Origin of the sequence: Nocardia sp. NPDC051929, assembly GCF_044548645.1 — a bacterium.
GTDB lineage: Bacteria > Actinomycetota > Actinomycetes > Mycobacteriales > Mycobacteriaceae > Nocardia > Nocardia sichangensis.
The window spans coordinates 139,899-153,700 of sequence record NZ_JBIUCG010000014.1 but is presented as its reverse complement, the minus strand read 5'-3'; the positions used below and the strand labels follow the sequence as shown (position 1 = coordinate 153,700).

15 protein-coding genes are annotated in these 13,802 nt (G+C 69.0%); 9 read left to right on the top strand and 6 right to left on the bottom strand.

What is annotated here, in order from left to right; translation table 11 throughout:
* Positions 1-4 precede the first annotated feature (4 nt).
* The gene (locus ACIHAX_RS20325) at positions 5-2,095 is read right to left on the bottom strand and encodes an acyltransferase family protein (RefSeq protein WP_397279017.1); all 2,091 of its coding nucleotides are present in this window, start codon (positions 2,093-2,095) and stop codon (positions 5-7) included.
* Between the two features lie 224 nt (positions 2,096-2,319).
* Here ACIHAX_RS20325 and ACIHAX_RS20320 point away from each other — a divergent pair, with 224 nt between their 5' ends.
* Complete coding sequence (locus tag ACIHAX_RS20320) at positions 2,320-2,802, top strand: TrkA C-terminal domain-containing protein (protein WP_355077526.1); 483 nt, start codon at positions 2,320-2,322, stop codon at positions 2,800-2,802.
* Positions 2,803-2,806: 4 nt separating this feature from the next.
* Positions 2,807-3,988, top strand: a complete 1,182-nt coding sequence (locus ACIHAX_RS20315; protein WP_355077528.1) for a cation:proton antiporter — start codon at positions 2,807-2,809, stop codon at positions 3,986-3,988.
* A 98-nt stretch (positions 3,989-4,086) separates the two neighbouring features.
* Here the strand turns inward: ACIHAX_RS20315 and ACIHAX_RS20310 are convergent, their stop codons facing one another.
* Positions 4,087-4,815, bottom strand: a complete 729-nt coding sequence (locus tag ACIHAX_RS20310; protein WP_397279015.1) for a peptidylprolyl isomerase — start codon at positions 4,813-4,815, stop codon at positions 4,087-4,089.
* A gap of 212 nt (positions 4,816-5,027) precedes the next feature.
* Between ACIHAX_RS20310 and ACIHAX_RS20305 the strand changes: the two genes are divergently transcribed.
* The 4 genes from ACIHAX_RS20305 to ACIHAX_RS20290 are packed head-to-tail and all read left to right on the top strand — an operon-like array spanning position 5,028 to position 9,691.
* Positions 5,028-5,864 (top strand): nitrilase-related carbon-nitrogen hydrolase, encoded by an 837-nt coding sequence (locus ACIHAX_RS20305; RefSeq protein ID WP_355077532.1) that lies wholly within the window; start codon positions 5,028-5,030, stop codon positions 5,862-5,864.
* Between the two features lie 16 nt (positions 5,865-5,880).
* Positions 5,881-7,302, top strand: coding sequence for a dihydropyrimidinase (gene hydA / locus ACIHAX_RS20300; protein ID WP_397279013.1), 1,422 nt, complete (start codon positions 5,881-5,883; stop codon positions 7,300-7,302).
* 30 nt (positions 7,303-7,332) lie between these two features.
* Positions 7,333-8,379 (top strand): TIGR03842 family LLM class F420-dependent oxidoreductase, encoded by a 1,047-nt coding sequence (locus ACIHAX_RS20295; protein ID WP_397279011.1) that lies wholly within the window; start codon positions 7,333-7,335, stop codon positions 8,377-8,379.
* A 1-nt stretch (position 8,380) separates the two neighbouring features.
* A complete protein-coding gene (locus ACIHAX_RS20290) occupies positions 8,381-9,691 on the top strand; it encodes an aspartate aminotransferase family protein (RefSeq protein ID WP_355077538.1) in 1,311 nt (436 codons plus the stop codon).
* A gap of 8 nt (positions 9,692-9,699) precedes the next feature.
* On the opposite strand, the gene ACIHAX_RS20285 is transcribed toward ACIHAX_RS20290, so the two are convergent.
* The gene (locus ACIHAX_RS20285; RefSeq protein WP_397279009.1) at positions 9,700-10,203 is read right to left on the bottom strand and encodes a nitroreductase/quinone reductase family protein; all 504 of its coding nucleotides are present in this window, start codon (positions 10,201-10,203) and stop codon (positions 9,700-9,702) included.
* Between the two features lie 103 nt (positions 10,204-10,306).
* Here ACIHAX_RS20285 and ACIHAX_RS20280 point away from each other — a divergent pair, with 103 nt between their 5' ends.
* Positions 10,307-10,675: an arsenate reductase family protein gene (locus ACIHAX_RS20280; protein ID WP_364428320.1), complete on the top strand. Its 369-nt coding sequence runs from the start codon at positions 10,307-10,309 to the stop codon at positions 10,673-10,675.
* A 44-nt stretch (positions 10,676-10,719) separates the two neighbouring features.
* Positions 10,720-11,400 carry a TIGR00266 family protein gene (locus ACIHAX_RS20275; RefSeq protein ID WP_195080044.1) on the top strand — a complete coding sequence of 227 codons (681 nt, stop codon included), beginning with the start codon at positions 10,720-10,722 and terminating at the stop codon, positions 11,398-11,400.
* Here the strand turns inward: ACIHAX_RS20275 and ACIHAX_RS20270 are convergent, their stop codons facing one another.
* Positions 11,401-12,003, bottom strand: coding sequence for an NUDIX domain-containing protein (locus ACIHAX_RS20270; protein ID WP_397279007.1), 603 nt, complete (start codon positions 12,001-12,003; stop codon positions 11,401-11,403).
* A 53-nt stretch (positions 12,004-12,056) separates the two neighbouring features.
* On the opposite strand from ACIHAX_RS20270, the gene ACIHAX_RS20265 reads away from it, so the two are divergent.
* Complete coding sequence (locus ACIHAX_RS20265) at positions 12,057-12,437, top strand: nitroreductase family deazaflavin-dependent oxidoreductase (RefSeq protein ID WP_355077548.1); 381 nt, start codon at positions 12,057-12,059, stop codon at positions 12,435-12,437.
* Between the two features lie 25 nt (positions 12,438-12,462).
* Here ACIHAX_RS20265 and ACIHAX_RS20260 read toward each other — a convergent pair whose 3' ends face one another.
* Both ACIHAX_RS20260 and ACIHAX_RS20255 read right to left on the bottom strand, forming a co-directional pair.
* On the bottom strand, positions 12,463-13,260 hold the full coding sequence (locus ACIHAX_RS20260; protein WP_364428315.1) for a helix-turn-helix domain-containing protein: 798 nt from the start codon (positions 13,258-13,260) through the stop codon (positions 12,463-12,465).
* A 219-nt stretch (positions 13,261-13,479) separates the two neighbouring features.
* Entirely contained in the window at positions 13,480-13,767 is a 288-nt protein-coding gene (locus tag ACIHAX_RS20255; protein WP_355077552.1) for a DUF427 domain-containing protein, read from the bottom strand.
* Between the last annotated feature and the right edge of the window lie 35 nt (positions 13,768-13,802).

Genomic DNA, 13,802 nt, shown 5'->3' with positions numbered 1-13,802 from the left:
CGGCTCACCACCAGCCGAGGATCGGCGACAACTGTCTGCCGAGTTCCGGTGCCAGCGACCGCGAATAGCTGGCGGTGAGGTGATGCTCGTCGTGGTAGATCAGGACGTTGCCCTCGGTGACCGCGCATACGTCGCGTTCGCACAGCGCGTCGGACAGGTCCAGCGGGAACACGTTGGGGAACGAGGCGGCGAACTCCAGCGCCGGATCGACCGCGTTCAGCGCCTCCGCGCGCGGCATCCCGCAGCTGATCCGGTCGCCGTGCTGGGCGAGGCAATCGATGGCCCGGTACCGCACGCCGTCGCGGCGCAGCCACGGCGTGTCACGGATGGCGAGCACGTTGAGTCCGCGGTCGGCCAGGCGGGTCCAGACGTCCAGATAGTCGGCCGGGGTCTCGTCACCCGCGCCGTCACGAGGGCGGGTCGCTGTCGTGAACACCCACTCCGGGCGTTCGACGCCCAGGCGGTCGATCACCTCCACAGACCAGTCGCGGCAGTCCGGATTCGCTTCACCCTTGTACATCGGTTCCGCCGCCACGGTCAGCGGGCAGCCCATCTTCAGGTAGACCTCGACCCGGAAGGAGTGCTCGCGGGCGAGCAGGTCGAGCGCGGGCACCCAATGCTCGGCATGCGAGCTGCCCACCACCGCGATGGTGCGCTCCGCGGCGGCGTCGCCATAGGTGCAGGTGATGACCTCGCGGGTATCCCAGTCCGCGATGCAGCCGTCGCGCGAGGGGTAGGCCGCGTCCGCCGGCGCTTCGTACATGCTCGGCCGCATCGGAGCCTCGGGCGCGCTCACGCCGTTGACCAGTGCTTCCGCGCCGGGATAGCGCGCCGAGTCCAGCCCGGCCACCGCTCGCGGCGGATTCGCCTTGGTCACCACCTGCTCGCCCAGCGCCGCCGCGAGTACCGCGATGCCGAGCGCGGCGACCAGCCGGCCGGTGCGGCGTCCGCGGGCGGGCGTCTTTCCGGCCGGACGACCGGACCGCACTCGTAGCGGCTCCTCGATGAACCGGTTGGTCAGGTAGGCGAGTACCAGCGACGCCCCGACGACGCCCAGACCCACGCCGAGTCCCGCGGTCGCGGCTCCCGTCCGCGCCAGGACGAAGATCAGAATCGGCCAGTGCCACAGATACAGCGCGTAGGACAGTTCGCCGAGGCGCACCGCGGCCGGTGCGCCGAGCAGCCGGTTCGGTAGTGGCTGATCCGCGGCGGCGAGATCGCCGCCCGCGACGATCAGCGCCAGTGTGGCCCCGACTGGCACCAGCGCGGCGGGACCGGGGAACCGATCGGCGCCGTCGATCAACCAACCGCACGTGAGCACCGCGACCGCGCCGAGGACGGCGGCCGCGACCCGCACCGAACGCGGCGGTGACAGCCAGGGCGCGACGATCGCCAGCAGCGCCCCGGCGAGGAGTTCCCAGGCGCGGGCGAAACTGTCGTAGTAGTTCCAGCCCTGATGCACCGCGGTACCGTGCGCGGCGTAGACGAACGAGGCCACCGCGCCCGCGGCGAGCGCGATCGCCAAGGCCGGACGCACTGCCCCCGGGCGAGCGAAACGCAGGCACAGGCCAGCGACCGACGCCACGACGATCAGTGCGAGCAGGTAGAACTGCATCTGCACCGCCATCGACCACAGATGCTGCAACGGGCTCACCGACGGATCGGCGGCCAGGTAGTCCGACCAGGACAGCGCCAGATACCAGTTCTGGTAGTACAGCAGCGACGCCAGCGTCTGCGCCGCCATCTCGCCCCACTGGGTGAACGGGCGAAGCAGCACGGTCGCCGCGACCACGGCCGCCAGAAGCGTGACCAGAGCGGGCAGTAATCGGCGGGCGAGCCGGCGAGCGGTGTGCGCGAGACGGACCGTGCCGGTGGCCGCCACGCCGCGCAGCAGCGAGCCGGTGAAGAAGAACCCGGACAGCGCCAAGAACACGTCCACGCCGCCCGACACCCGGCCGAACCAGATGTGGAACGCCACGACCAGCGCGATCGCCACGCCGCGCAGCCCGTCCAGATCGTGCCGGTACCCGCCGGCGCCCGCCCGCGGCACGGCCGCCGCGGTGGCGACCGCACCCGGCCGGAGCAACCGATTCACCGCTCGGGCGACCGTCACCGGACTCGCGCGGCGCGGTCGTCGCGGAAACGGAATCCAACGGCTCGGCGACGGAGGCATGAACGGGACACGTCATTTCTCTTACCACGGGCGGTGAACCGTGGTCCAACTCGCAAGGCCGGAGTGGCGTGCGGAAACGGCGAGAAATACGGACAATTCGGTCACCCGTCGACGGGTCGTAACGGGTGGGTCGATAGGGTGGGGTCGTGAATGTTGAGGTGACACCCCTGCCGGGTATAGGTGTGCGCAAGGATTTTCCGCTGACCAATACACGACGCCGGATAGGGGTGATCGACCATCGCGACGGCACGATGGACCTCATCGTGAGCAAGCCGGACAACCCCGACGAGACCGAACAGGTACCGCTGTCGGGGAAGGAGGCGGCCGTGCTGGCCAGCTTGCTCGGCGCGCCGCAGCTGGTCGAACAACTGCGCGAGGAACACCGCGAGTTCACCGGACTGACCACCCGGCAGCTGTCCATCCCGGACCGCTCCCGCTTCGACGGACGCAGGTTGGGCGAAACTCAGATGCGCACCCGGACGAAGGCGTCCATCGTCGCCGTGGTCCGCAGCGGTCAGCCGATTCCCTCGCCGGGGCCTGACTTCACCTTCACCGCCGGAGACGTGCTGGTCGTCGTCGGCACAGTGGAGGGCCTCGAGGCCGCCGCCAAGATCCTGTTAGACGGCTGAGCGCATGGTCGCACACGAGACCGCGCTCGCGCTGATCCAGCTGGGCGCGGTGTTCTTCGGCCTCGGCCTGCTCGGGCGGATCGCCGCGCGCATCGGCATGTCGCCCATCCCGCTGTATCTGATCGGCGGACTGGTGTTCGGCACCGGTGGCCTCGTCGAGTTGCGGCAGGTGGACGACTTCATCCATCTCGCCAGCGAAATCGGCGTCGTCCTGCTGTTGTTGCTGCTAGGCCTGGAATACAGCGCGCCGGAACTGGTCACGGGCATGCGCCGATCGTGGGCCGCGGGCGTGGTGGACATCGTGCTCAACGCGACGCCGGGTGTGCTCGTCGCGCTCGGGCTCGGCTGGGGGTTCACCGGCGCCATCGCGATGGCCGGGGTCACCTACATCTCGTCCTCCGGCATCGTCGCGAAGGTGCTCAACGATCTGGGCAGGCTCGGTAACCGGGAAACGCCGGTGATCCTGTCCATCCTGGTGTTCGAGGATCTGGTGATGGCCGGATACCTGCCGGTGCTGACCGCGGTGCTGGCCGGAGTCGGTTTCCTCGCCGGACTGAAGACGCTGGCCATCGCCCTGGCGGCGGTCACGGTCGTGCTGATCGTCGCGCTGCGCTACGGCCGCTACGTCTCCGCGATCGTCGACAGCGCCGACCGCGAGATCTTCCTGTTGAAGCTGCTGGGTTCCGCGCTGCTGGTGGCGGGCGCGGCCTCCGCGGTGCAAGTGTCCGCGGCGGTCGGCGCGTTCCTGCTCGGCATCGCGATCTCGGACTCCACCGCGCACAACGCCACCAAGCTCCTGGAACCGCTGCGCGACCTGTTCGCCGCACTGTTCTTCGTGCTGTTCGGCCTGAGCACCGACCCGACGAGCATTCCGCCGGTGCTGGGCTGGGCGTGCCTGCTGGCACTGGTCACGACGGCCAGCAAGATCGCCACCGGATGGTGGGCGGCCAAGCGGGCCGGTGCGGGCCGCTTGGGCCGGGCGCGCGCGGGCACCGCCCTGGTCGCCCACGGCGAGTTCTCGATCGTCATCGCGGGTCTCGCGGTGGCCGCTGGCGCGGTCCCCGCCGAATTCGCCGCGCTGGCCACAACCTACGTGCTGTTGATGGCGGTGCTCGGGCCGGTCGTCAGCCGGTTCGTCGAGCCGGCGATGGCGCTGCTGCTGCGTCGGCGCGCCGCGGTGTCCTGACCGATTCGTTCGAGCCCCCGAGCGGGCGGACGAGCCGGTCCCGCTGACGACCATGGTGGCGGCGACGATCGGACGCCGCCACCATGGTCGTCCGGAATTCAGTTGCGGACGGCGACGGAATCGAGCACCACGTCGGCGGCCGGTGCGCCGTCCGACGAGCCGTCCTTGACTCCGGCGGCGGCGATGGCGTTCAGCACGTCCATGCCCGCGGTGACCCGGCCGAACGGGGTGTAGTTCGGCGGCAGCGGCGCGTCCCGGTAGACCAGGAAGAACTGGCTGCCGTTGGTGCCGGGGCCCGCGTTCGCCATCGCGATCGTGCCCGCCGCGTAGGTCGCGCCCGCCAGGTTCTCGTCGGGGAATTGATAGCCGGGCCCGCCCATGCCGGTCGCGGTGGGGTCGCCGCACTGCAGGACGTAGATGCCGTCGGTGGTGATCCGGTGGCACTTCGTGTGGTCGAAGTACCGTTCCCCGGCCAGGAACGCGAACGAGTTGACGGTGCGCGGTGCGTGGGCGGCGTCCAGGGCGACGGTCACGGTGCCGCAAGTGGTGATCAGCGTCGCCGTGTATTGCGCGTTGGGATCGATGGTCATGCCGGGTTCGGCGGGCCACTGCTTACCGTTCGGCTGCCCCGCGGTCGGTACGCCACAGCCGGCCGGGCCCTGCTCCCGAGCAGGCGACGGGGTCGCCGAGACGACACCGGTCGCGGACGCGACCAGCGCCGCGCCGACGACGAGGACCCCGAGGATCCGCAGCGATCGCCACGGCACGCCCCGGCGCCCCGTGCGCCGGCCGTTGACGAGTTCTCGCGCTTGCACTTCGCTGCTCACCGCTGAAAATCTCCTTCACTCGGGGTTGCGCACCGGACGATGCAGCGCGAATCATTCCATCTCGCCCGACCAAGTGGGGGAGTACGGCTCGATTACTCGAGCACGGGCAGGTCGGGATGCCGCCGTAACCGCGGTTGCCACGGATTGGCTACAAAATGCCTCCAGGCACTCGTCGGACAACGGAACAGGTTCCCGGTGACGTATAACGAGGCATGGGAATCGTTCGAGCGGCGCTGGTCCAAACGAACTGGACCGGTGACAAGGAGTCGATGCTCGCGGCGCACGAGAACTACGCGCGCCGCGCCGCCGCGCACGGAGCCGCGGTGATCTGCTTCCAAGAACTGTTCTACGCCCCGTATTTCTGCCAGCGGCAGGACACGGAGTTCTACGACTACGCCGAATCCGTCCCGGGGCCGACGACGGAACGATTCGCGGAACTGGCGAAAGAATTGCGCCTGGTGATGATCCTGCCGGTGTACGAGCAGGAACAGCCGGGTCTGCTGTACAACACGGCGGCGGTGATCGACGCCGACGGCAGCTATCTCGGCAAGTACCGCAAACACCACCTTCCGCACGTGCACGGGTTCTGGGAGAAGTTCTATTTCCGGCCGGGCAACCTGGGCTGGCCGGTGTTCGACACGGCGGTGGGCAAGGTCGGCGTCTACATCTGCTACGACCGGCACTTCCCGGAGGGGTGGCGCGCGCTGGCCCTCGCCGGTGCGGAACTCGTGTTCAATCCGTCGGCCACGTCGCGCGGCTTGTCCGGTTACCTCTGGAGACTGGAACAACCGGCGGCCGCGGTAGCCAACGAGTACTACATCGGTGCCATCAATCGGGTCGGCGCCGAGGAGTACGGCGACGACGACTTCTACGGCACCAGCTACTTCGTCGACCCCGAAGGCAAGTTCGTCGGCGAGGTCGCCTCCGATACCGACCCCGAGCTGGTCGTCCGTGATCTGGACATGGACCTGATCAAGGTGGTGCGCGACCGCTGGGCCTTCTACCGCGATCGGCGCCCCGACGCCTACGGGCCGCTGGTGGCCCCCTGAGACCGGGGAGAACGACATGGCGCGCACCTTCATCCACGGTGGCACGGTGGTCTCCGCCACCGGAGCGCAGCCGCTCGACGTGCTCGTCGACGGCGAGACCATCGCCGCCGTCCTGCGGCCGGGCTCCGTCGCGCTGGGCGCGGATCTCGCCGCGTCCGCCGATCGCGTGCTCGACGCGACCGGCAGATACGTCATCCCCGGCGGCGTGGACGGTCACACCCACATGCAGATGCCCTTCGGTGGGACCGAGGCCTCCGACACCTTCGAGACCGGCACCCGCGCGGCCGCGTGGGGCGGCACCACCACCATCATCGACTTCGTCGTCCAGCGGCAAGGGGAACGGGTCCAGGACACGCTGGCCGCCTGGCACGCGAAAGCGGCCGGGCAATGCGCGATCGACTACGGCTTCCATCAGATCATCGGCGACGTCGACGACGAATCCTTGAAGGGCATGAGCGAATTGGTGGCCGAGGGCGTCACCAGCTTCAAGCTCTTCATGGCCTACCCGGGGGTCTTCTACTCCACCGACGGCCAGATCCTGCGCGCCATGCAGTCAGCGGCGGAACTCGGCGCGCTGGTGATGATGCACGCGGAGAACGGGATAGCCATCGATGTGCTGGTCGAACAGGCGCTCGCGCGAGGGGACAACGCGCCGTACTTCCACGGCACGACCCGACCGTGGCAGCTCGAGGAGGAGGCCACCCACCGCGCGATCATGCTGGCCGAATTGACCGGCGTGCCGCTGTACGTCGTGCACGTGTCGGCCGAGCAGGCGCTGGCTCAGATCGCCGCCGCCCGCGACGCCGGGCGCAACGTCTTCGGCGAGACCTGCCCGCAGTACCTGTATCTCTCGCTCGAGGATCAGCTCGGCGCGCCGGGTTTCGAGGGCGCCAAATGGGTGTGCTCCACACCGCTGCGATCGAAGGCCGAAGGGCATCAGGACAAGCTGTGGCGCTACCTGCGCACCGGCGACGTCACGGCCGTCGGCACCGATCACTGTCCGTTCTGCATGAAGGGCCAGAAGGAGATGGGGCTCGGCGACTTCAGCAAGATCCCCAACGGTATCGGCGGCGTCGAGCATCGGATGGATCTGATGTTCCAGGGCGTCCGGTCCGGCCGGATCCCGCTGGAACGCTGGGTCGAGGTCTGCTGCACCACACCGGCCCGGATGTTCGGCATGTACCCGCGCAAAGGGGTGATCAGCCCGGGAGCGGACGCCGACATCGTCATCTACGACCCGGACGGCCACACCAGCATCGGTTTCGGCAAGACCCACCACATGAACATGGACTACTCGGCCTACGAGGGATTCGAGATCGACGGTCACGTCGACACGGTGCTGTCCCGGGGCCGGGTCGTCGTGGACGACGGCGGCTACCTCGGGCACGCGGGGCACGGCCGGTTCGTCGCGCGTGGACTCGCGCAGAACCTGATCTGACTTTCGATCCTCGGAACGGAGAAGTGCCGCATGGACATCGGTGTGGTGCTGCAATGCACGCCCCCGGCCTCGCGTGTGATCGAACTGGCCAGGCTCGCGGAGACATATGGGTTCTCCCACGTCTGGACCTTCGACTCGCATCTGCTCTGGCAGGAGCCCTATGTCATCTACAGCCAGATCCTGGCCGCCACCCGCAAGATCATGGTCGGTCCGATGGTGACGAACCCGGCCACTCGGGACTGGACGGTGACCGCGTCGGCCTTCGCCACGCTCAACGAGATGTTCGGCAATCGCACCGTATGCGGGATCGGCCGCGGCGACTCGGCCGTGCGCACGCTGGGCGGCAAGCCCGCCACGCTGGCCACGCTGCGCCGATCGATCGAGGTGATCCGCGAACTGGGCAACGGTCGCGGCGCGCGAGTGGACGACACGGTCGTGCGGTTGCCGTGGGCGGCCGACTCCCGGTTGGACGTGTGGGTGGCGGGCTACGGGCCACGCGCACTCGAGCTGACCGGTGCCGTGGCCGACGGATTCATTCTGCAACTGGCCGACCCCGACATCACGGCATGGACCGTCGCCCGGGTGCGCGCCGCGGCCGAGCGCGCGGGCCGGGACCCGGCGGCGGTGCGGATCTGCGTCGCCGCACCCGCTTATGTCACCGACGGGACGGACGCGGCGCAGGCGCACGCGCGGCAACAGTGCCGATGGTTCGGCGGGATGGTCGGCAACCACGTGGCGGAGATGGTGGCGAGATACGGTACGGCAGGCGGCATCCCGGCTGCCCTCACGGACTACATCGAAGACAGGCGCGGCTACGACTACAACCTGCACGGACGCGCGGGCAATGTCCATGCCGAGTACGTGCCCGACGCCATCGTGGACCGCTTCTGCCTGCTGGGCACGCCCGACGACCAGCTGTCCCGGTTGCGGGAGCTGAAAAGGCTCGGTGTGGACCAGTTCGCCGTCTATCTCCAGCACGACGCGAAGAACGCGACTTTGGCGGCGTACGGTGAATCGGTGCTGCCTCGTCTCGCTTCCCTCGTGACCACGACCAAGTCGACCGAAGGGAGCGACTAGCGTGGCCGATCATGTCTTCTATCCCTGGAGCGCACAGGCCGAATTGAACCCGGCTCCGATCACCGGGGCGTTCGGCTCCTACTTCTGGGACGACACCGGCAAGCGCTATCTGGACTTCTCCTCCCAGCTGGTCAACGTGAACATCGGCCACCAGCATCCGGACATCGTCGCGGCGATCGTCGCCCAGGCGCAGCGGTTGGCGACCATCTCGCCGACGGTCGGCAACGACGTCCGCAGCGAACTGGCCCGGCTGATCGTCGAGCGGGCTCCCGGCGAGCTGAACCGGATCCTGTTCACCACCGGCGGCGCCGAGGCCGTCGAGCACGCGGTGCGTTTGGCGCGAAGCTACACCGGGCGGACGAAAATGCTCGCCGCCTACCGCTCCTACCACGGCGGCACGGGCGTCGCGATCGGCCTGACCGGGGAACCGCGCCGCTGGGGCGCGGAACCGACAAACGTCGACGTGGTGCGGTTCTTCGGCCCCTACCCCTACCGGTCACCGTGGGGCACGACGACTCCCGAGGAAGAGACGGCCGCCGCGCTGCGGCACCTGCGGCAGGTCATCGAGCTCGAGGGCCCGCAGCACATCGCGGGGTTGATTTTGGAGACGGTGGTCGGCACCAACGGTGTGCTCGTCCCGCCGCCCGGTTATCTGGCCGGCGTGCGAGCGCTGTGCGACGAGTTCGGCATCGTCTACATCGCCGATGAGGTGATGGTCGGATTCGGACGGGTGGGCGAATGGTTCGCGGTACAGGCGTTCGGCGTCGAGCCGGACATCATCACCTTCGCCAAGGGGGTGAACTCCGGCTACGTCCCGCTCGGTGGCGTGCTCATGGCCGAGCGGATCGCGCAGCGCTACGACCATGTGGTGTATCCGGGCGGTCTCACCTACGCGGGTCATCCGCTGGCCTGCGCGGCGGGTGTCGCCTCGATCGCGGTCTTCGAGCGTGAGGGCATCCTCGATCACGTACGGGCGGTGGGCGCTGATGTGCTCGGAAAAGGCCTGCGCGAACTCGCCGGTCGTCATCCGAGCGTCGGCGAGGTCCGTGGACTCGGCTTCTTCTGGGCGCTGGAACTGGTCCGGGACCAGCGCAGCAGACAGCCGCTGATCCCGTTCGCGGCGGCGGGCGCGGACGCCGAGCCGATGGCCGCGGTCACCGCCGCGGCCAAGGCACGCGGGCTGTGGCCGTTCAACGCGGGCAATCGCTTTCAGATCGCGCCGCCGCTGACCACGACGGCCGACGAACTGCGCACCGGCCTCGAGATCGTCGACGAAGTGCTCGACGTGGCCGACGGCTACGTCGCGAGCTGACCGGCCGCTCAGTGCGGCGTCAGTTCCACCACGACGCCGCCCTGCTGCCAGGTCTGGTAGATATCGGCCCTGGAGGGTGAGCCGTCGGCGGTGAAGCCGATGCCGTTGTACTTGGCGTTCTGCTTGTTGTCCCGCGCGACGATCTCGTAGAGCCGCAGCACGTCGACCTCGGAGGTGTGGACCACCGGGTCGAACGTGCGCGGCTCGCCGCCGAAGGAGGCCCGCACCGGATCGCCCGCCCGCAGGTTCTTCACCCACGGGCGCAGGGCGGTGCCGATCAGCAGAGTGTCGCCGTGCCGGGTGTAGGCCAGCGGCACGTCGTAGACCTTCCCCGACTTGCGCCCGACGACGTGCAGGATCATCAGCCGCTTGCCGACGACGCCGGACAGCCCGGGTACACGCAGCAGCGCGCGGACGACCCGATTCATCACGCCCTGATACGAAGGGATGCGCTCGGGACCGGATGTGGTCGGTGTGCCGTAGGGGTTTTCGGGCGACGCGTGCTCAGTCATGGCTTCCAGTATCGGAGCACACGCGGCGCTCGGCGGCGCGACGTCCGAGATCCGCCAGTGGGCGCCGGGCGGCCCGGGTGCGCGTCCTCGGTACCCTGCGTACATGACTTCCGGGCAGACCGAGATCTGGCACAACCCGCGGTGCAGCAAGAGCCGCAACGCCACCGCGTTCCTGAACGACGCCGGTGTCGACTACACCGTGCGCAAGTATCTGGACCAGCCGCCGACGGCCGCCGAGCTGCGTGAGGTGTTGCGGCGGCTGGACGCCGAACCCTGGGACATCACCCGCACCGGCGAACAGATCGCCAAGGACCTCGGCATGGCGAGCTGGGCGCGGACCGCCGCCGACCGGGACCGTTGGATCGAAGCGCTGGTCGAACATCCCGGGCTGATCCAGCGGCCGATCGTGCTCACCGCCGACGGCGGGGCGGTGGTGGCCCGAGACGACGACGCACTGCGCGATCTGCTCTGACACCCGTTCCCGCCGTGTGGGATTCGGCGGTAGGGTCGGCGGACATGAAAGTACAACTGCGCCACAGTCCCGCCGCCGCCGTCGCGCGGTGCTTTCTCGCCGGGGGCGAGCCGATGCGGGTCGAGAGCGGCGCCATGGTGGCTCATTCGGCGGGAGTCACGTTGCAGGCCAAAGCCGAGGGCGGCATCCTGGCCGGACTGAAGCGGTCGGTGCTGGCCGGGGAGTCGTTCTTCGTCTCGACGTTCACCGCGCCGCCGCAGGGCGGGTGGGTCGACGTGGCGCCCGCGCTTCCCGGCGACATGTTGAACTTGCAGATCACGCCGGATCGGCCTTTCTTCATCAGCCGCGGGGGATGGATCGCCAATTCGCACGGTGTGCAAGTGGAGAGCAAGTGGGGCGGGTTCGCCAATCTGTTCGGCGGCGAAGGCGGATTCGGTCTGCGCGCGCACGGCGAGGGTGAGATCGTGGTGGGCGTGTTCGGCGCGATCGATGTGATCGATCTGCAACCGGGCGAGCCGATCACGATCGACACCGGGCACGTGGTCGCCTACGACCTCGCGATGAATTTCAGCATCCGGCGAGCGGTCTCGGGTCGATCGATCCAGTCGTTGAAGTCCGGCGAGGGTTTCGTCTTCGATTTCACCGGCCCCGGCCGGGTGCTGTTGCAGACACGCAATCCCGGCGCGTTCGCCGCCTGGGCCGCCTCCGTCGCCTCGTCCAGCTGATCAGGGCCTCGTCCCGTCGTCTGCCGCTGACCGGGCGCCGATCAGCAGATCCGTGATCAGCAGGCGGGTGTCCGGGACGAACGGCCAGTCCGGATCGGCCAGACGCGCCAGCAGTTCGGCGTCGGTCCACCACCATCCCGCGGCGATCTCGTCGGGTTGGTGGCGAACCAGCCCGTCGTAGCGCGACTCGTACGCGAACAGATGACACCGCATCGGCCGACCGGCCCATTCGCCGTCCCAGGAGACCGTCGCCAGCGGTTCGGGCGAGACGTCGGCGGGGTTCGGCGTGACGCCCAGTTCTTCGGCCAGTTCGCGCAGGGCCGTCTCGCGCGGCGCTTCGCCCGGCGCGACCACACCACCGGCCAGGCAGTCGTGCATGCTCGCGAAAACGAGCTTGGTGTCGGTGCGGCGGTGCACGTAGACGCGCTCGCCGTCACCGGAGCGCAGGAGCACCCCCGCGCTGGCGTGCCACAATCCGTCGCGGTAGACCGTGGCCCGCTCGGCGGCCCCCACCGGGTTGCCCGCCGCATCGTAGATGGCGATCGTTTCCGCGCTCGGATCTCCGGTGTGGGGCGGCTCGCGATGAGGCGGCGGAGCGGACATGGGTCGAGAGTAACGTGAACACCGCAGGCCACAGGGAGAGAGGATCGCCGCCCATGGTGCTTCCGCACGCACTGGCGAATTTCAACCGGCATGTCACCAATCCGACCGCGGGCCTGGTCGCGGGACGCGCGCCCGGGTTCGGCATCGTGCTGCACAAGGGCAGGAAGTCGGGCCGGTCCTACCGCACCCCGGTCATGGTCTTCGAGCAGGACGGCGCTTACCGGATCGCGCTGACGTATGGCCGGAATGTCGACTGGGTCAAGAACATCTGCGCGGCCGGTGGTTTCGCCCTGGAAACCCGCGGCCATGTGGTCGAGCTGACCGATCCGGTCGTGCGGCACGACCCCTCCGCGGTATGGGCGCCACTCGGCGTGCGGCAGATGCTGAAGACGATCTCGGCGGACTACTACGTCGAGTCCCGTCCGGCGGACTGATACGGAAGGCGAGCCGTCCCGGCCGCTATGCGTCCGGGACCGATTCGCTGGTGCGGCTGAGCACCGATGGAGACAGCCCGAACGTCCGGCGGCAGGTGCGGGTGAGATCCGCGCCATCGGAGAAACCGGCCGCGTGCGCGGCGGTCGTGAGGTCGTCTCCGGCCAGCGCGCGGGTCCGCGCTATGTGCAGCCGCAGCCAGAGGATATAGCGGCGCAACGGAATTCCCATCTGCTCGGTGAACAGGTGGGACAGTCGGGGCGCGGGAATACCCAACTGTCGTGCGACATCCGCGCCCCGCACCGACCCGGTGCGCACCAGTGCGGGCAGCAGTTGCAGGGCCGCCGTGATCACCGCGTGCCGCTCGCTCGCGCCGGACGCGCCGTCCTGGGGCAGCAGATCGTCGACGACGGCGGTGACCTGCGCGGTCAGGTCTCCACCACCGGCGGTGATGCCGAGGGCGTCGGCGCTGTCGACCCAGCCGTTGAGGTGCGCTCTGCGATCCGCCGCCGCACCGGCGGCCGTCTCGGGGTCGAGGTAGACGGCCGTGCCGTGCGCGGCGCCTACGTCGATCCGGTGCGGCGCGTCGGTCGGCACGATGACGTGGGTGCCCTGCTTGCGGACGCCGCTACCGTCCACCACCACGATCGGCGTGCTCGCGGCGACGATCTGCACCGCGTGATGCGCGTGTAACTCCGTCGGACCGACCGATCCGGCGAAAGCCAGCACCCCCGGCCGGAGCAGCGCGACACCCGCTCGCGCCGGTTCGTCCGCCGCGCCGCCAGGCGCCATCGAGAAGCCGTTGGTGACCAGAGCCTTCATCATGGGATGCTCCCGGCTGAGACACTCGCGCTGAATCCTGGGATGAGCGTATCGGTTTCGCGCAGGCGGTATTCCCGATTCCTCCGATTGCCGCCGTTCGCCGGGGCAGTGCGGTCCGAGCCGCCGCCCCGGCCCGCCGATCACCGCACGGCCGCGCCTACGACCGGATTCCGGCATCGATCATGAGTTCGCCACTCGATTGCTCGCAGCGAAAGACGCCGCTCAGCTCTCCGTCACCTCGACGCCGCGCCAGAACGCGACATAGTCCTTGATCTGCGCGGCCTTGGTCTTCGGCTCCGGGTAGAACCAGGCGGCGTCGGTGTTGCTGTCTCCGTCGACCACTACGGTGTAGTAGCTGGCGGTGCCCTTCCACGGGCAGTAGCTGTGCGTGTCGGAGGGCTGGAAGAACTCCGGTCGGATCGAGTCCGGCGGGAAGTAGTGATTGCCCTCGACGATGATGGTGTCATTGCTGGTCGCGAGGACGCGGCCGTGCCAAGTTGCCGTTGCCATCCTTCGATTCTGCACCGATCCCACCGGTGGGCGGC